The sequence below is a fragment of the Pseudomonas sp. 9Ag genome (assembly GCF_902506445.1).
Taxonomy (GTDB): Bacteria; Pseudomonadota; Gammaproteobacteria; order Pseudomonadales; family Pseudomonadaceae; genus Stutzerimonas; species Stutzerimonas stutzeri_AB.
In genome coordinates this window covers 3,659,546-3,675,399 of the sequence record NZ_LR733836.1, presented here as the reverse complement: position 1 = coordinate 3,675,399, position 15,854 = coordinate 3,659,546, and the positions used below count along the sequence as shown (strand labels likewise).

The 15,854-nt window shown below is 66.1% G+C and carries 16 protein-coding genes and 1 pseudogene; 9 read left to right on the top strand and 8 right to left on the bottom strand.

The genetic code is table 11. The features are described from left to right. The 6 genes and pseudogenes from narJ to glp all read left to right on the top strand — a co-directional run bounded on the left by narJ (position 1) and on the right by glp (position 5,755). On the top strand, positions 1–756 hold the full coding sequence (gene narJ / locus ALTERO38_RS16690) for a nitrate reductase molybdenum cofactor assembly chaperone (RefSeq protein WP_159969062.1): 756 nt from the start codon (positions 1–3) through the stop codon (positions 754–756). After that, positions 749–1,423, top strand: a pseudogene (narI, locus tag ALTERO38_RS16685) (respiratory nitrate reductase subunit gamma); the annotation flags it as partial. The gene narJ and the pseudogene narI, both read left to right, overlap by 8 nt. Before the next feature lie 206 nt (positions 1,424–1,629). Then, positions 1,630–2,586 carry a peptidylprolyl isomerase gene (locus tag ALTERO38_RS16680; RefSeq protein WP_159969726.1) on the top strand — a complete coding sequence of 319 codons (957 nt, stop codon included), beginning with the start codon at positions 1,630–1,632 and terminating at the stop codon, positions 2,584–2,586. 172 nt (positions 2,587–2,758) lie between these two features. Beyond that, the gene (gene moaA / locus ALTERO38_RS16675) at positions 2,759–3,748 is read left to right on the top strand and encodes a GTP 3',8-cyclase MoaA (RefSeq protein WP_159969061.1); all 990 of its coding nucleotides are present in this window, start codon (positions 2,759–2,761) and stop codon (positions 3,746–3,748) included. A 232-nt stretch (positions 3,749–3,980) separates the two neighbouring features. Then, on the top strand, positions 3,981–4,526 hold the full coding sequence (gene moaB / locus ALTERO38_RS16670; RefSeq protein ID WP_019339935.1) for a molybdenum cofactor biosynthesis protein B: 546 nt from the start codon (positions 3,981–3,983) through the stop codon (positions 4,524–4,526). Then, complete coding sequence (gene glp / locus ALTERO38_RS16665; RefSeq protein ID WP_159969060.1) at positions 4,523–5,755, top strand: gephyrin-like molybdotransferase Glp; 1,233 nt, start codon at positions 4,523–4,525, stop codon at positions 5,753–5,755. Before moaB ends, glp begins: the two co-directional genes overlap by 4 nt. A 53-nt stretch (positions 5,756–5,808) precedes the next feature. Here glp and ALTERO38_RS16660 read toward each other — a convergent pair whose 3' ends face one another. The 8 genes from ALTERO38_RS16660 to ALTERO38_RS16625 form a co-directional block, all read right to left on the bottom strand. Next, positions 5,809–6,357 carry a cytochrome b gene (locus ALTERO38_RS16660; RefSeq protein ID WP_159969059.1) on the bottom strand — a complete coding sequence of 183 codons (549 nt, stop codon included), beginning with the start codon at positions 6,355–6,357 and terminating at the stop codon, positions 5,809–5,811. A 201-nt stretch (positions 6,358–6,558) separates the two neighbouring features. Continuing rightward, entirely contained in the window at positions 6,559–7,971 is a 1,413-nt protein-coding gene (locus ALTERO38_RS16655) for an ATP-binding protein (RefSeq protein WP_159969058.1), read from the bottom strand. Further along, a complete protein-coding gene (locus ALTERO38_RS16650) occupies positions 7,965–8,624 on the bottom strand; it encodes a response regulator transcription factor (protein WP_159969057.1) in 660 nt (219 codons plus the stop codon). Before ALTERO38_RS16650 ends, ALTERO38_RS16655 begins: the two co-directional genes overlap by 7 nt. Positions 8,625–8,674: 50 nt before the next feature. After that, positions 8,675–9,325: a tetratricopeptide repeat protein gene (locus tag ALTERO38_RS16645; protein ID WP_159969056.1), complete on the bottom strand. Its 651-nt coding sequence runs from the start codon at positions 9,323–9,325 to the stop codon at positions 8,675–8,677. Continuing rightward, a complete protein-coding gene (locus tag ALTERO38_RS16640) occupies positions 9,322–10,158 on the bottom strand; it encodes an SDR family oxidoreductase (protein WP_159969055.1) in 837 nt (278 codons plus the stop codon). Before ALTERO38_RS16640 ends, ALTERO38_RS16645 begins: the two co-directional genes overlap by 4 nt. Then, positions 10,145–10,816, bottom strand: a complete 672-nt coding sequence (locus tag ALTERO38_RS16635) for a TenA family transcriptional regulator (protein WP_159969054.1) — start codon at positions 10,814–10,816, stop codon at positions 10,145–10,147. The genes ALTERO38_RS16640 and ALTERO38_RS16635 overlap by 14 nt, the downstream gene beginning before the upstream one ends. 15 nt (positions 10,817–10,831) lie before the next feature. Beyond that, complete coding sequence (locus ALTERO38_RS16630; RefSeq protein ID WP_159969053.1) at positions 10,832–12,277, bottom strand: AMP-binding protein; 1,446 nt, start codon at positions 12,275–12,277, stop codon at positions 10,832–10,834. After that, entirely contained in the window at positions 12,261–12,950 is a 690-nt protein-coding gene (locus tag ALTERO38_RS16625; RefSeq protein WP_159969052.1) for a thermostable hemolysin, read from the bottom strand. Before ALTERO38_RS16625 ends, ALTERO38_RS16630 begins: the two co-directional genes overlap by 17 nt. 192 nt (positions 12,951–13,142) lie before the next feature. Here ALTERO38_RS16625 and ALTERO38_RS16620 point away from each other — a divergent pair, with 192 nt between their 5' ends. From ALTERO38_RS16620 to ALTERO38_RS16610, 3 genes are all read left to right on the top strand, one after another. Next, positions 13,143–13,826: a response regulator transcription factor gene (locus ALTERO38_RS16620; protein WP_003302056.1), complete on the top strand. Its 684-nt coding sequence runs from the start codon at positions 13,143–13,145 to the stop codon at positions 13,824–13,826. Beyond that, positions 13,816–15,093, top strand: a complete 1,278-nt coding sequence (locus ALTERO38_RS16615) for a HAMP domain-containing sensor histidine kinase (protein ID WP_159969051.1) — start codon at positions 13,816–13,818, stop codon at positions 15,091–15,093. Before ALTERO38_RS16620 ends, ALTERO38_RS16615 begins: the two co-directional genes overlap by 11 nt. 81 nt (positions 15,094–15,174) lie before the next feature. Beyond that, on the top strand, positions 15,175–15,852 hold the full coding sequence (locus tag ALTERO38_RS16610) for a class I SAM-dependent methyltransferase (RefSeq protein ID WP_159969050.1): 678 nt from the start codon (positions 15,175–15,177) through the stop codon (positions 15,850–15,852). The last annotated feature ends 2 nt before the right edge of the window (positions 15,853–15,854 follow it).

The following is a 15,854-nucleotide window of genomic DNA, read 5'->3' as shown; positions in this document are numbered from 1 at the left end:
ATGCGCATCCTTAAAGTGATATCCCTGCTGCTCGACTATCCCGACCAGCACTTGCGCGACGGCCACGCGGAGCTGGCCCAGGCCATCGGTGCGGCCCGCGAGATCAGCCCGGCGCAGCGCATTGCGTTGCGGCGCCTGCTCGACGAGCTGACCGAGGGCGACCTGATGGACGTTCAGGAACGCTACACCGACCTGTTCGACCGCGGCCGCGCCCTTTCGCTGCTGTTGTTCGAGCACGTGCATGGCGAATCCCGTGACCGCGGTCAGGCCATGGTCGACCTGAAGGCGCAGTACACCGAGGCCGGTTTCGACATCGGCGTCCGCGAGTTGCCGGACTACATCCCGCTGTACCTCGAATACCTCGCCACCCGCGAGGACCTCGAGGCCCGCGAGGGGCTGGCCGATGTGTCGCACTTGCTGGCGCTGCTGGCGGCGCGTCTGCAGGAGCGCGAAAGCCCGCATGCCGCGTGCTTCAGCGCACTGCTGCAGATCGCCGGCGAGCCGGTACAGGAAACCCTGGCCGGCCTGCAGGAGCAGGTCGCCGCCGAGGAACGCGACGACTCGCTGGAAGCGCTGGACAGGATCTGGGAGGAGGAACAGGTCGATTTCCTGAAGGCCGAGCAGCAGGATCGCTGCCCATCCATGCCGAGCGGGCCGGGCAAGGCCCGCGAGGAAAGCCCGGTGCCGCTGCACTGGACCGATTTCAAGCATGACGGGCAGGCCGCCGCGCTCGCCCAGGAGGTGCGCAATGTCTAACTTCAATTTCCTGCTGTTCGGGGCCTACCCCTACATCGCCCTGGCCATCTGCCTGATCGGCAGCTGGGCGCGCTTCGACCTGTCGCAATACAGCTGGAAGGCTGGCTCCAGTCAGATGCTGTCGAACAACCGCATGCGCCTGGCGAGCAACCTGTTCCACGTCGGCATCCTCTTCATCCTGGCCGGCCACTTCGTCGGCCTGCTGATGCCCGAGGCGCTGTACCACCACTTCATCAGCAGCGGCCAGAAGCAGGTTGTGGCGATGGTGTCAGGTGGCTTCTTCGGCATTCTCTGCCTGATCGGTTTGTCGATGCTGATCCGTCGCCGCCTCACCGACGCCCGCGTGCGGGCCACCTCCAGTTCCAGCGACATCATGATTCTCTTCGTGCTGCTGGCGCAGCTGGTCCTGGGTCTGCTGACCATCGTCGCCTCCACCGGCCATCTGGACGGTTCGGTGATGGTGCTGCTGGGCACCTGGGCGCAGAGCCTGGTCACCCTGCAGCCAGTCAAGGCTGCTGGCGCCATCGAGTCGGTCGGCATCATTTACAAGCTGCACGTGTTCCTCGGCGTGACCCTGTTCGTGCTGTTCCCCTTCACCCGTCTGGTGCACATCGTCAGCGCGCCGGTGTGGTACCTGGGACGGCGCTACCAGATCGTTCGGCAGAAGGGCGTCAAACCGGCCATGCCACGCCCGCAGCGTCCGCGTACCTATGAAGCGCCGGCCCGCGAAACGTCCGCGCCTACGGCTGTACCCGGTTACGCCACGGCGAAGAGCAAGACCCCGGCGTGATGACTCGGCGGCTGGCGCACTTTGCGTCAGCCGTTCTGGCTGAATCGACCAAACCTTCATACGGCTTTAGCGAGGTGATCATCATGGGTTGTGGATGTGGTGGAAGCACAGGCGGAGGCGGCTGCGGTGGCGGCGCGCGTCCGGAGATCGAAGTGCCGGTCGATGCCCCGTTGTTCGAGGCGCTGGCGAACGAAGTTCAAACCCATACTGCGGCTGAACAGGCGCCCGGCGAACCCTCGCTGATCGCCAGCAGTGAACAGGAGTGGCCGCGGGTGCACGTCAACGGCGTGGCGATCGCCTCTCAGGCCATCGCCCAGGAACTGCAGTATCACCCGGCCGAAAGCCGTGATGAGGCCGTCTACCTGGCGACCCAGGCGCTGGTGTTGCGCGAGCTGTTGCAGCAGCGCATCGGCGAGCTGGGGCTGGTGGTGCGAGCCGAGTCCGGCGAGAGCGAGGAAGAGGCGGCCACCCGCACCCTGATCGAGCAGGAAGTGCCGCTGCCGCTGGCTGATGAGGCCGCCTGCCGGCAGTACTACAACGGCAACCAGCAGCGCTTCTTCAGCGCACCCTTGCTGGCCGCACGGCATATTCTACTGGCCTGTCCGGCGGACGATGCCGAGGCCCGCAGTCTGGCGCGTGAACAGGCCTTGGAATTGATCAGGCAGCTGCAGGCCGCCCCGCAACGCTTCGCCGAATTGGCGCTGCAGCACTCGGCCTGTCCGTCGAAGGCCCAGGGTGGTGCGCTGGGCCAGATCAGCAAGGGGCAGACGGTGCCGGAGTTCGAGCGTCAGCTGTTCCGTCTGCCGGTCGGCCTCTGCCAGCAACCGCTGGAGAGCCGCTACGGCTATCACCTGGTGGCCGTCGACCAGCGCATAGAAGGCGAACAGCTGCCCTACGAGGTCGTCGCCGGTTCGATCCGCGCCGAGCTCAACCAGCGCGTCTGGCAGATCGGCGTCAGCCAGTACCTGCAGAACCTGGTGGGGGCGGCGCACATCGATGGCATCCAGATGCAGGGCGCCGATACGCCATTGATGCAATAACGGAGACTTAGCTCAACGTAGGGTGGATGACGCTTCACCCATCCACCTTTGCGGGCTGGAAGTGTATGAAGCGGCGGCACTCGCACCACCCCACCGGGTCGCGCCACCGGGCGGGGCCAATGGTGGATGAAAATAGCGTCATCCACCCTACGAGGTTTCAGAGGTGTTCTCGATGACTGAACTACGCGATGCCCACGGCCGCCAGATCGATTACCTGCGCATGTCGGTGACCGACCGCTGCGATTTCCGCTGCGTCTACTGCATGGCCGAAGACATGACTTTCCTGCCGCGCCAGCAGGTGCTCGGCCTGGAGGGGCTGGAACGCATCGCGCGGATCTTCGTTGGCCTGGGGGTCAAGAAGATTCGCCTCACCGGCGGCGAACCGCTGGTGCGCCAGGGCATCGTCGGCCTCTGCGAGCGCATCGCGGCATTGCCCGGTCTGCGCGAACTGGTGATGACCACCAACGGCTCGCAGCTGGTCAAGCTCGCTGCACCCTTGGCGCGCGCCGGGGTCAAGCGGCTGAACATCAGCCTGGATAGTCTGGATGCCGCCAAATTCCACGCCATCACCCGCACCGGTCAGCTGCAGCAGGTGCTCGACGGCATCGAGGCGGCGCGCGATGCCGGCTTCGAGCGGATAAAACTCAATGCTGTGGTGATGAAGGGCCGCAACGCTGAGGAAGTCGCCGACCTGGTGGACTTCGCAATCGCCGGTGGGCTGGACCTGAGCTTCATCGAGGAAATGCCGCTGGGTGACGTCGGTCGTTCGCGCGGCGAGAGTTTCTGTTCCAGTGACGAGGTCAAGGCGCTGATCGCCGAGCGGCACACGCTGGTCGACTCGGCCGAGCAGAGCGGCGGCCCGGCACGATACGTGCGCCTGCCGGAGCATCCGCAGACGCGCATCGGCTTCATCTCGCCGCATTCACACAATTTCTGCGCCACCTGCAACCGCGTACGGCTGACGGTGGAAGGTCGCCTGCTGCTGTGCCTGGGCCATGAGAACGCCATTGACCTGCGTGCCTTGCTGCGTCGCCACCCGACCAGTGATCAGCCGGCGATCGATGCCATTCACGCCGCGCTGCAGCGCAAGCCGTTGCGCCACGAATTCTCCAGTGGCGGGGAGGTCCAGGTATTGCGTTTCATGAACGTCAGCGGCGGTTGAGCCAACGACCCATGGGCTACGAGCCGACCGCTTAATTCGCTACCATCGGACGCTATTGCCGGTTTGACCCACATGCCCAGCTGCCGCAATTGGGGCTTGTCGCCGAAACCGCTCGTGCCATCGCCTGCAACGCTCACGGCACCACTTAGCGCGCGCATACCTCCAAAGGGGAATGGGTTCGCATATGGCACGGGTGCAGCCTGTGCACACATCTTCAAAGGAGTTTCGAGCCATGGCTCATTTGTCCAACACCGAATTTCAGGCCCTGAGCATCGCGGTGCTTACGGTGAGCGACACCCGCAACATCGATTCCGACACCTCCGGTCAGGCGCTGATCGACGGCCTGCAGAGCGCCGGCCATACCCTGGCCGAACGGGCCATCGTCAAGGACGACATCTGGCAGATCCGCGCCCGCGTCTGCAGCTGGATCGCCAGCGAGAACGTTCAGGTCGTGCTGGTGACCGGTGGTACCGGCTTCACCGCCCGCGACAACACTCCGCAGGCGGTACAGCCGCTGCTGGACAAAGACGTCGACGGCTTCGGCGAACTGTTCCGCTACGTTTCGCTGGGCGAGATCGGCACCTCCACCGTGCAGTCCCGCGCGCTGGCCGGCATGAGCAACGGCACGCTGGTTTGCTGCCTGCCGGGCTCGACCAACGCCTGCCGTACCGCCTGGAACAAGATCCTCGTCGAGCAGCTGGACAGCCGCACCAAACCCTGCAACTTCGTGCCGCACCTCAAGGCTTCCGCGGTCGAATACTGCGGGCCACGCTCATGAGCGCCTGTGGCTGCGACACCAGCGGCCTGAAGCCGGTCGACGAGGCCATCGCCGAACTGCTGGCGCGGGTGCCGGCGCTGCCGCCGGTGGAGCATGTGGCGCTGGCCGATGCCCTTGGCCGGGTGCTGGCCGAGTCGCTCGACGCACCTTTCCCGGTGCCGGCCTGGGACAACAGCGCAATGGACGGCTACGCCCTGCGCGCGGCCGACCTGCCAGCCGACGGCGGTTGGCTGCCACTGGCCGGGCGCATCGCCGCCGGTGATGCAGCCGACCAGCAACTGCCTGCCGGCCACGCCGTGCGCATCTTTACCGGCGCGCCGCTGCCGCCGGGTGCCGACACCGTGGTGGCGCAGGAAGACTGCCAGGTCGAGGCGGACCGCGTGCATCTGCCTGGGGTTACCCCAGGCGCACATGTGCGTCGGCAAGGCGAAGAGGTGAAGACCGGCGAGGCGGTGCTGCAGGCCGGCAAGCGCTTGCGACCGCAGGAAATCGGATTGCTGGCGAGCTTCGGCGTGGCCCGCGTCGCGGTCTATCGGCGCCTGCGCATCGGTTTGCTCTCCAGCGGCAACGAACTGCGCGAACCCGGCGAGCCGCTGGCGCCGGGACAGATCTACAACTCCAACCGCTACTGCCTGCTCAGCGTGCTGCGCAGCCTCGGGATGGAGGTTCACGACTACGAAATTCTCGTCGATGAGCTGGCCGCCAGCCGTGACGCCCTAGCGCTGGCAGCCTCCGAATGGGACATGTTGATCACCTCCGGTGGCGTCTCGGTCGGCGAGGAGGATCACCTCAAACAGGCGATCCGCGAACTGGGCGAGCTGCACATGTGGCGGCTGGCGATCCAGCCGGGCAAGCCGCTGGCGTTTGGCGAGGTCAATGGCAAACCGTGGATCGGTCTGCCAGGCAACCCGGCTGCAGCGCTGATCACCTCGCTGGTGGTGGCGCGGCCGTTCCTGCTCAGTGCTCAGGGTTGCACCGAGGTGCTGCCCAAGCCGCTGCGCCTGACCGCGGGCTTCGCCTGGCGCAAGCCGAACAACCGCCGCCAGTACCTGCGCGCACGGCTGGAGCAGGTCGACGGCGAGATGCGCGTGTGCCTGCACCCGCGGCAGGGCTCGGCGATGCTGACCTCGGCCAGCTGGGCCGAAGGCCTGGCCCTCGTCGAACGCAACCGCACGTTGGAAGCGGGTGAAGTGGTGGAGTACCTGCCGTTCAGCGAGTTGCTCGGCTGACACACGAAAACGCCCGGTCGATGAGGAGTCGGCCGGGCGTCTTCGTGCCTGGGTCAGCTTTGTCGCTGCGGCAGCATCCGTCGCAGAACGTCGTCGCGGCGAACGTAATGGTGAAACAGCGCGGCTGCGGCATGCAGACCGATCAGCCAGTAACCGAGCTCGGCCACGGTTTCGTGAATTTCCTTGATATCGCCGGCCAGGTTCTTGTCCGGTGAGAGCAGGGCCGGCAGCTCCAGGCCAAAGAAGGGAGTCGGCTTGCCCGCAGCACTCAGTGTCAGCCAGCCCAGCAGCGGCAGGCCGATCATCAGGCCATACAACGCCAGGTGCGCCAGCTTGGCCAGCCGTTGCTCCCAGGCTGCGCTGGCAATGGCGAGCGGCGCCGGGCGCAGCCATCTGGCCAGCAAACGCAGCCAGACCAGCATGAACACCGACAAGCCGAGCATGAAGTGCCACTGCTTAAGCAACTCGCGCGGCTCGCTGCCCTTGGCGAAATTACCCTTCAGTTCAATCGTTGCGTAGACCGCTGCAATCAGCAGCACCATCAGCCAGTGCAGGCCAATGGACAGCCGTCCGTAGCGTCTTGGCATCAGTTTCTCGTTCATTTCACCTACTCCGCGTGTGGATACTTGCCGCGAGTCTAGGCCTCGAAACTTAAGCGAAGCTTATCCGGGCAAGCGTCGCGACGATTCGACGCGGTGCCGCTGCCTAGCCTGCTTCAAGGCATGGTAGCGGCGGCTGATATGGCTCGCGTCGATGGAAGGTCGGCGCTGCGCGAAGGGCCTGGTTTTGGATCGGGAACAGGCTCAGGTTCGGGGGATACGTACAACCACGCGCAGTCCGCCCAATGCCGAATCGAGCAGTTCGACAGTCGCGCCGTGCAGCTCGGCGATGCGCGCGACAATCGACAAGCCGAGCCCCGCACCCTGGCCATCGCCGAGGCGAACGAAGCGCTCGAACAGTTGCGCGCGCAGCTCGGGCGCAATGCCGGGCCCGCTGTCCGCGACCTCGAGGATCAAGTGCTCGGCGGTGCTACGCAGCTGTACCTCGACCCGCCCGCCTGCGGGCGTGTAGGTCAGCGCGTTGCCGACCAGATTCTGCAACAGCGTCGCCAGGCTCGCGGCATCGCCGGTCAGCGTGCAGTCGGCGTGCTCATCAACTTCCAGCGCGAGCTCCTGTTCGCGGGCGATCGCCAATGGCGTCAACTCGGCGAGGGTGTCGCGTGTCAGCCGGCACAGGTCCAGCGGCGCCAGGCGCAGCTGCTGAGCGCTGGGCTCAAGCCGGGCGAGGGTCAGCAATTGCGTGACTACACGTGTTGTACGGTCAACCCCGGCAAGCAGCTGCCGGATCGCCTCGTCACGCTCGGCGTCGCTGCCGGCCTGCAGCGCGTTCTGAGCATGAACCCGAAGTACTGCCAGCGGCGTGCGCAGCTCGTGTGCCGCGTCAGCGATGAAGCGTTTTTCTCGCTCGACCAGTTGATTGACCTGCTGCAGCAGGCGGTTGAGCGAGGCGGCCACCGGCTCCAGTTCCTGCGGCAGCGGTGCCAGCAGCAGTGGCGCGAGGTTGTCCGGATCGCGACTCTTCAGCAGTTGCGCCATATGTGCCAGCGGGCGCAAGCCCCAGCCCACCGCCAGCCAGATCAGCAGCGCCAGCAACGGCAGGCCGATCAGGTCGGGCAGCAGGCTGCGCCCGGCGATCTTGCCGACCAGCTCGCCGCGCACGTCGTCGCGCTCACTGACCAGAATCCACAGATCGTCTTCACGGTCTTGCAGCAGGAACAGGCGCCAGGCATGCCCATCGAGCTGCACGTCGTGATAACCGCCACTCAGGCCGCTGAAGGGCGGCGCCGAATCCGTCTTGGCCAGCTCCTGCAAGGCGCCGTTCGGCGCACCGGCGGATTGCAGCACGCTGCTGCCGTCTGCGGCATAGACCTGAAAGCCGAGTTTGGTTTCGTAATCGTGGCCGGGCACCCCCTGGTCACGCCGCGCGTTCACCGCTGCGTCCAAGGCAGTCTGCAGTGCCTGGCGCGCTGACGGCTCCATCTCATGCATCACCAGCCCCTGCACCAGCCGCGCACTCTGCGCCAGCTGGGCGTCGAACAGCTCTTCGATTTCGTGGCGGGCATCGCGATAACTGCGCCAGGAAATCAGGCTCAGCGACAGCAGCAGGATGCCAAGTACCAGCACCAGAGTGCGGTTGCGGATGGAACGCCTCAGCATTTGTCCACCAGATAGCCGACCCCGCGCACGGTGCGGATCAGCTCGGGAAAGAACTTCTTGCGCAGGTGGTGGATGTGCACCTCCAGCGCGTTGCTCTCGACTTCCTCGTCCCAGCCGTAGAGCACCTGCTGCAGCCGATCACGGGTCAGCACGCGACCGGGCTGGGCGATCAGCTCATGCAGCAGGACGAACTCCTTGCGCGGCAGGTTGATTGGGGTGCCCTGGTAGCTGACCTGCTGATTGACCGGGTCGAGCAGGATGCCGCGGTACTCCAGCACCGGTTCCGGGCGATTGAAGCTGCGCCGGAGCAGGGCGCGCAGGCGCGCCTTGAGCTCGGCGACATCGAAGGGCTTGACCAGATAATCGTCGGCGCCGGCGTCGAGCCCGGCAATGCGGTCACTGGTAGCATCGCGCGCGGTGAGCACCAGCACCGGGACGGGGTTAGCGCTGGCGCGCAGACGCTTGAGCACTTCCAGCCCGTCCATCCGCGGCAGGCCAAGGTCGAGGATGGCCAGCTCGAAGCTCTCGTGGCTCAAGGCGTGCAGCGCGCTGGCGCCGTCCTGCAGCCAGTCCACCGTGTAGCCCTCGGGTTTGAGCGCGGTGCGGATGCCCTCACCGAGGGCACGATCATCTTCCACCAGCAGAATGCGCATGTCGTTCCTGTCGTCCTGGGTTGCTCTGCATTCAACGCTGCCGAGCGCGGTTATTCCAGCTTTTCCTTGACCTTCGCCAGCAGGGCCTGGGCTTCGTCGCGACGGCCAGCATCGGCAGTTTCGCGACCAGGGCGGGCAGGGGCGGCAAGGGCCTTCTCCAGTGCGGTGCGCGCTTCGTCATAGCGTTTCTGGCGCAAGAGGAAATCACCGTGGAAGTAATTCGGGTCGATGCCGTTCGGGTTCAGCGCCAGCGCCTGCTTGAACAGCGCTTCGGCCTTGTTCTTGTCACCGAAGCCGATTGGCCAGCCGGGCACCTGGTAGTAGAGGCTGGCGAGGCTGGTGTAGGCAGAGCCATCCAGCGCCAGTGGCTCAAGTTCGATGGCTGTTTCCAGTTCGGCCTTGGCCTGTTTGACCAGCCCCAGTGCGCCGAGCCCGCCCTTGGCGCCGGCCCAGGTGCTGAGCACGATGCCGTGCCAGATGTGCAACTCGGCAGCCTGGGGTTCGCCGGCCACCGCGCTTTCGGCCTCCGAGGCGAGCCTGGCGAAGGCCGCCTGGCGCTGTGTCGCGGGTAGCTGGTAGTTGATCTCCGCCCAGCGTGTCTGGATCTGGCGCAGCGATGACTCGCCGGCCGGGCTGAGCGCGAAGGAGGGTTGGCTGGCCAGGGCCAGTATCAGGGCGCAGAGGCCGAGCAGACGCTTCATGGGTGTTCTCCGGTAGAGGTGGGTTGGGACGAGGGCGGCCGCGACTGGTCGGCACGGGCGAAGCGCTTGATCACCGGCAACTGCTTGCGCAGAGCCTGGTCGACCAGCCGTGGCAACAGGCCGTTGAGGCGCACGAAGAGTTTTTCCGGCCAGCCGAGGTAAAGCTCTTTGCGCTCGGTGGCGATGGCATGGACGATTTGTCGAGCGACTTCTTGCGGATCGTCCATCTCCACCTTCAGCGCGTCGTTCATCGCCACCACGTCGGCACTGTTCATCGCCGTGCGGGTGGCGCGTGGCGCGATGTAGAGCACCTTGACGTGACTGTCGGCCAGCTCGCGGCGCAGCGCCTCGGAGAAGCCGCGCAGGGCGAACTTGCTGGCGCAATAAGCGGCAAAGCCCGGGTAGCCGATGGAGCCGAAGGTCGAGCCAAGGTTGACCAGCAGCGCCTGCGGTTGCTGGCGCAGCAGCGGCAGCAGCAGATGGGTCAGCTGCAGCGTGGCGGTGACGTTGACGCCGATCAGCCGGGCGATGGCGTCCTCATCCTGCTGTTCGAGAAGGCTGAACTGGTTGATCCCGGCGGCATTGATCACGCCGTTGAGGCCGCCGAAACGCCGCGCGGCATCGAGCACGGTATGCCGGCCGCTGCGCAGGGCGAGGTCGGCACAGACCACGCTGACCTGCGCCGGATAGCGGCGTGTCAGCGCTTCCAGGGCGAGGCTGTCGCGACCGACCAGCAGCAGCCGGGCGCCGCCCGCGCAAAGCTGCTCCACCAGCACCTGGCCGATTCCACCACTGGCGCCAGTGAGCAGGATGCGCGCGTCACGCAGTTGCATGATCGTGCTCCTGTGCTGTCAGGCTGCGGAAGATATCGCCGTAGAGGCGATAGACCACGCGGGCGGTGTGCACCACCGCGGCCTTGTCGTCCTCGTCGTCGAGGCGGTTCATCAGCTTCTTGAAGAACTCGATGTGCTCCAGGTCCAGGCTGCCGTGGGAGGTCAGGTAGCTGAACGCCTTGGCCGGCAGGTCGAGCTTGTCCTGTAGCACGCCGGCGGCCTGGGTCGCTAGGGCGATGCTGGTGCCTTCGAGGACGTTGACCATGCCGAAGAAGCTCGCCGGGTTGTGTCGCGCGATGCGGTCGTAGACGTAGGCGACCATCAGTTCGGTGGGCAGTGCCGGCTGGCCGTGGCGCACCGCCTCGGCATCGCCGCCACAGGCGCGGATGTCGTTGAGGATCCATTCCTGATGGCCAATCTCTTCCTCGATGTATTCGGCGATCGCCTCGCGCAGCCACTCCAGGCGCTCCGGCAGGCGTGCGCCGCAGGCCATCAACAGCGGCACGGTGTGCTTGACGTGGTGGTAGGCCTGAGTCAGGAAAACGATGTACTGCTCGCGTGTCGCGGTGCCGGCGAGCGCGGCGTGGATGATCGGTGCGCCAAGCAGGTATTCGCGTTCGGTATTGGTCTGGTGTTGCAACTGGTCGAAGAAATCCATGGTGAACCTCGAAAGTCAGGACGAAAAGGCGTTGAACGCCGATTGGTAATGGTTGAAGAGGGCGTCGCGGCGCAGCCGGCCGTTGGCGGTGGCCAGGCCGTTGCCGGCGTTGAAGGGCTCAGCGGCGCGCAGCCAGTGGTGCACGCGGGCGTAATCCGGTAGGCCGGCGTTGACCCGCTCGACCGCCGCCTGCAGTTCGGCATCGCCGAGTTCGGCGCGGCGCGGCACCAGCACCGCGACGTTCTGCGCCAGCGCCTCGCCATGCAGCCAGGCCTGGGCAATCGGCGCCTGCTGCACTAGCTCGGCCTCGACCCATTCCGGGTTCACGTTGCGCCCGTAGGCGGTGACGAACTGATGCTTCTTGCGTCCATGCAGGACTAGGAAACTGCCCTCGAAATGGCCGAGATCGCCAGTCGCCAACCACTCGCCGGTCAGCGGCGGTTCGCCGAGATAGCCGAGCATGTGCGGGCCGCGCACCAGTACCTCGCCATCGTCGCCCAAGCGCAGCTCGACGTGTGGCAGCGGCCGGCCGACCGTGCCGATGCGGCGCGCCTCGGGTGTGTTCAGGCAGACCACCGAGGTGCATTCGGACAAGCCGTAGCCCTCGAACACCGGCAGCCCGAGGCGTTCGGCGCGCTCCAGCAGTTGCGGCGCGACGCGACCGCCACCCACCGCGATAAAGCGCAGCGATGCGGGTAATGGCACGCCTTGCTCAGCGGCGCTGACCAGCGCCAGCAGCAGCTGAGGCAACAGGATCAGGCTGTGCGGCTGGCTGGTCTGCAGCGTGGCCAGCAAACGCGGCAGCTCGAAGCCCGCCGCGCCGCTGAAACCGATCTCCGCCAGCGGCCGCAGTTCGACCCGCGCGCCCGCCAGCAGCGGCGCATAGAGCCCGGCGATGTTCTCCAGCAGCGTCGCCAGCGGCAGCACGCACAGGTGCTGTCGCACGTCGCACGGCAGGCTGGCCTGCCGCAGGCTCTCTGCCACCGCCAGCTGCGCTTCGGCATCCAGACAGACGCCCTTGGGCTGGCCAGTAGTGCCGGAGGTATAGGTGATCTTCAGGGTGCCGTCGGGCACCGGCGTGACGGCATCCGGCTGGCGCAGTAGCAGTCCGCCGACGCTCTGACGAAAGCCGCAGCGCTCGCTGAAAGGGCTGACGGCGCCGATCAGGCAGTCGATGCCGGCGTGGTTCAGTACATGCTCCTGCTGCGCCGGGGAAAAGAATCCCGGCAGCGGCACGCAGACCAGCCCGGCGCGCAGCAGGGCCAGATCCCACAATGCCCATTCCAGACCGTTATCCAGCGCCAGGGCGACGCGCTGCACGCCGAGCCTTTGCAGATGGCTGGCGCGCGCGGCCACTTCATGGCGCATTTCGGCGTAGCTCAGTTGGCGCGGCCCTTCGCTCAGCGCGATGCCGGCATGCCGATCGAGTACCGTCCAGAAGCGTTCAGCTGCAGGCTGCATGGGGCACCTCCGTGGCATCGAACAGAGGCTGATAGCCAAGTCGCGCATAGAGCCCCAGCTGCAGCAGGCGCTGGTGGCCGGGCAGGATCTCGCCGGCCATCAGCTGCGGCCGGCAGGCGTAGTAGCTGCCCCAATCGGCCAGCTCCTCGCCCATGCGCGCCGGATCGGCCAGACCCAGCGGCAGCGGATCGAGCGCCAGGCGCTGGAAGCTGTTAAGCAGTGCCGGCGTGCCGGTGAACACCACCCAGCGAAAGCCCTGAGCGACCAGCAGATCAGTCAGCGCGACGATCAGCAGGCGCGCCGAGGCATTGCCGAAGGCGGCGAGGTTGCCGACCTCGACAATCTCCTCGCGCGGCACCGTACGCCCATGGCGCTGGCTCACGGCCTGCTCGATGGGCTCGTCCAGATAGCGTTCGAGAAACAGCGGCCGGCGCCGGGCGCTGCGCAGGCCAACCGCGCCCTGCACCTCGCCATTGTCGCCATGCAGGCCGAGCAGGCAGGGCATGAAATGACGCACCCGCGCCTGATAGTGCTCGGCGAAACGCTGGCGGATGAAGTCTTCCAACGCTGTGCGACGCTCGCCCGCATCGGCCTGCGCCAGTTGCAGCGTCAGTGATGGATCACGGCCGATACGCGCCAGTACGTCAGTTTGATCAACCCAGGGCAGTTCCATCGGGGAACCTCGGTTAGAAGCCTGGGCCGGATTGTTGGGGCGCAAACTTAAGGCAGTCTTAAGCCGCGCAGGGCTAAATGCGCGGCTGGCGAGGCGACGTTTTTTTCACATCGTCTCGGCTATGTTCTGCGCCGCGCGCAGGCGTAATAAGCAGCGTCTGCCGTTCCGAAACTTCTAGCGAGTACCCCAGCGATGCGCATCCTGGTCATCGAAGACAACCGTGACATTCTCGCCAACGTGCTAGACTACCTCGAGCTCAAGGGCTACGTGGTCGACTGCGCGCAGGATGGCCTCAGCGGTCTGCACCTGGCCGCCACCCAGGACTACGACCTGATCGTGCTGGACCTGATGCTGCCGGGCATCGACGGGCTGCAGGTGTGCAAGCGCCTGCGCGACGATGCCGGGCGCGATACGCCGATCATCATGCTCACCGCCCGCGATGCGCTGCCTGACCGCATCAAGGGGCTGCAGGCTGGTGCCGACGACTATCTGATCAAGCCCTTCGCGCTGTCCGAGCTGGTTGCCCGTATCGAGGCGATCCTGCGTCGCTGCCAGGGATCGCGTCGCCGGCAGCTGCAGGTGGCCGATCTCTGCTACGACCTGGACACCCTGGAAGCCAGTCGTGGTGGCCAGCCGATTCGCCTCAACCCTATCGGCCACAAGCTGCTGGCGATCCTCATGCAGCGCAGCCCGGCGGTGGTGCGCCGCGAAGCGCTGGAAGATGCCGTCTGGGGTGATCACGTGCCGGACAGCGATGCGTTGCGCAGCCATATCCACCAGTTGCGCCAGGTGCTCGACAAGCCGTTCGCCAAGCCGTTGCTGCATACCGTGCACGGCCTTGGCTTCCGCCTGGCGGAGGACTGCGATGCTCGCTAAGCAGCCGCTGGCGCGGCGAATCGTCATCGCCTTCACGCTGATGACGCTGGTGGTGAGCGGTGCGTTCGCCCTCGGCATCGTCGGCGTGGTGCACTTCATCGAAGAGCAGCTGGTCACCGAGGAGCTGAGTCGCGACCTGGACATCGTGCTCAACGAGGACCTGCCAAAGGGACGGACACCGCAGCTGGATACCAGCACCCACTTCTTCGCCTCGCATCTGCCCGAGCACCCGATGCCAAAGGCGTTTGCCGGGCTCGGCGAGGGGTTCACCGAGCTGGTTCGCGGTGACGATGCCTACTACGTCTATGTGCGCAATGTCGGCGCTGACCGCTACGTGCTGGTGCAGGAGCAGCACGAGTTCGAGGCTCGTGAGGATGCGCTGTTCAACGTCGTGCTGGCCGGCTTTCTGCTCAGCGTGCTCGGCGCCTGGGCGCTGGGGCGGCTGATGGCCAACCGGGTGTTGGCACCGGTCAGCCGCCTGGCCAACCAGGTGCGCCACCGCGACCAGCTGCATCCGCTGGCGCCGCCGCTGGCCCTGCAGTATCCCGATGACGAGGTCGGCCATCTGGCTGCGGCGTTCGACAGCACCCTCGGCCAGCTGCGCCAGACCCTGGAGCGCGAGCGGTTGTTCACCGCCGATGTCAGTCACGAACTACGCACGCCGCTGATGGTGGTGCTCGGCGCCTGCGAGCTGCTCGAGCAGCAGGCCGAGCTGTCGCCAGCCGCGCAGCGACCGCTGGCGCGCATCCAGCGCGCCGCGCGGGAAATGCACGAGCTGGTGGAAACCTTCCTGATGCTGGCGCGGGCGCGTCCGCAACAGTCGTCCTTGGCCGGCGACGCCAGCTTGCGGAGCGTGGCGACCGAGCAGAGCGAGCGCTGGGCACCGTTGCTGGCGGAGAAGGGCCTGGCCTTCGAGCTGCTGGAGGAGGGCGAGGACCGCGGCGTCTACAACCACACCCTGCTCGGCACGGTGATGTCCAACCTGCTGCGCAACGCACTGCATTACACCGACCGCGGCACGGTGCGGCTGGTCCTCGACGACGGTGGCTTTCGCGTCGAGGACAGCGGCGTGGGCATTCCCCTGGCGGAGCAGGAGCGCATGTTCCAGCCGTTCGTGCGGGGTGCCGAGGGGCGCGGCGAAGGGCTGGGGCTGGGGTTGTCGCTGGTCAAGCGGATCTGCGCGCACCAGGGCTGGCAGGTAGGTGTGGTGCCGCGGCAACCGCAGGGCAGCTGCTTTCAGGTGCGCTTTCATGGCGACGCTGTTTGACGTTTTTTTCACATCCCGTTGACGGGCCCTTGATGTCTGCCTGGTTAGTTTGGCGTTCCGTTTCCAACCGGAATGCCCGCCATGACGACATCGAGCCCTATCGAACTGGAGTTCTCGCGCAAGTACGATCGCCAGCACGCCTACGAATACCTGCACAAGCATCAGGATGGCCTGGCCCGGCGGCTGTCGCACTGGCGTGACGAGCAGATGGCGCGCCGCGCACTGAAGATCGCCGGCGATCCTGATCTGGTGCTGGACCTGCCGTGCGGCGCCGGGCGCTTCTGGCCGCTGCTGGCCGAGCATCCAAGCCGGATGATCTTTGCCGCCGACAACTCGGCCGACATGCTGGCGATCGCCGAAGCCTCGCAGTCGCGGGAAATCCTTTATCGGGTCGAGAGCTTCCAGACCTCTGCCTTCGCCATCGACATGGGCGACAACGCGGTAGACAACATCTTCTGCATGCGCCTGCTGCACCACATCGCCGACCCGGCGCACCGGCTGGCAATGCTGCGCGAATTCCACCGCGTCACACGCGACACGCTGATCGTCTCGCTGTGGGTCGATGGCAACTACAAGGCCTGGAAGCGCAAGCGCCTGGAGCGTCGCCGGCCGGCGAAGGACAACCAGAACCGCTTCGTTGTCGAGCGTTCAGTGATCGAGGCGGAATTCGCCGAGGCCGGCTTCGATATCCTCGATCGCAGTGACTTCCTTCCGGGCTACGCCATGTGGCGGGTCTACGTGCTGCGCAAGCGGGGGTGAGC

Coding starts and splice junctions, on each gene's coding strand:
- narJ (WP_159969062.1), top strand. CDS start 1: ATGCGCATCCTTAAAGTGATATCCCTGCTGCTCGACTATCCCGACCAG.
- ALTERO38_RS16680 (WP_159969726.1), top strand. CDS start 1,630: ATGGGTTGTGGATGTGGTGGAAGCACAGGCGGAGGCGGCTGCGGTGGC.
- moaA (WP_159969061.1), top strand. CDS start 2,759: ATGACTGAACTACGCGATGCCCACGGCCGCCAGATCGATTACCTGCGC.
- moaB (WP_019339935.1), top strand. CDS start 3,981: ATGGCTCATTTGTCCAACACCGAATTTCAGGCCCTGAGCATCGCGGTG.
- glp (WP_159969060.1), top strand. CDS start 4,523: ATGAGCGCCTGTGGCTGCGACACCAGCGGCCTGAAGCCGGTCGACGAG.
- ALTERO38_RS16660 (WP_159969059.1), bottom strand. CDS start 6,357: ATGAACGAGAAACTGATGCCAAGACGCTACGGACGGCTGTCCATTGGC.
- ALTERO38_RS16655 (WP_159969058.1), bottom strand. CDS start 7,971: ATGCTGAGGCGTTCCATCCGCAACCGCACTCTGGTGCTGGTACTTGGC.
- ALTERO38_RS16650 (WP_159969057.1), bottom strand. CDS start 8,624: ATGCGCATTCTGCTGGTGGAAGATGATCGTGCCCTCGGTGAGGGCATC.
- ALTERO38_RS16645 (WP_159969056.1), bottom strand. CDS start 9,325: ATGAAGCGTCTGCTCGGCCTCTGCGCCCTGATACTGGCCCTGGCCAGC.
- ALTERO38_RS16640 (WP_159969055.1), bottom strand. CDS start 10,158: ATGCAACTGCGTGACGCGCGCATCCTGCTCACTGGCGCCAGTGGTGGA.
- ALTERO38_RS16635 (WP_159969054.1), bottom strand. CDS start 10,816: ATGGATTTCTTCGACCAGTTGCAACACCAGACCAATACCGAACGCGAA.
- ALTERO38_RS16630 (WP_159969053.1), bottom strand. CDS start 12,277: ATGCAGCCTGCAGCTGAACGCTTCTGGACGGTACTCGATCGGCATGCC.
- ALTERO38_RS16625 (WP_159969052.1), bottom strand. CDS start 12,950: ATGGAACTGCCCTGGGTTGATCAAACTGACGTACTGGCGCGTATCGGC.
- ALTERO38_RS16620 (WP_003302056.1), top strand. CDS start 13,143: ATGCGCATCCTGGTCATCGAAGACAACCGTGACATTCTCGCCAACGTG.
- ALTERO38_RS16615 (WP_159969051.1), top strand. CDS start 13,816: ATGCTCGCTAAGCAGCCGCTGGCGCGGCGAATCGTCATCGCCTTCACG.
- ALTERO38_RS16610 (WP_159969050.1), top strand. CDS start 15,175: ATGACGACATCGAGCCCTATCGAACTGGAGTTCTCGCGCAAGTACGAT.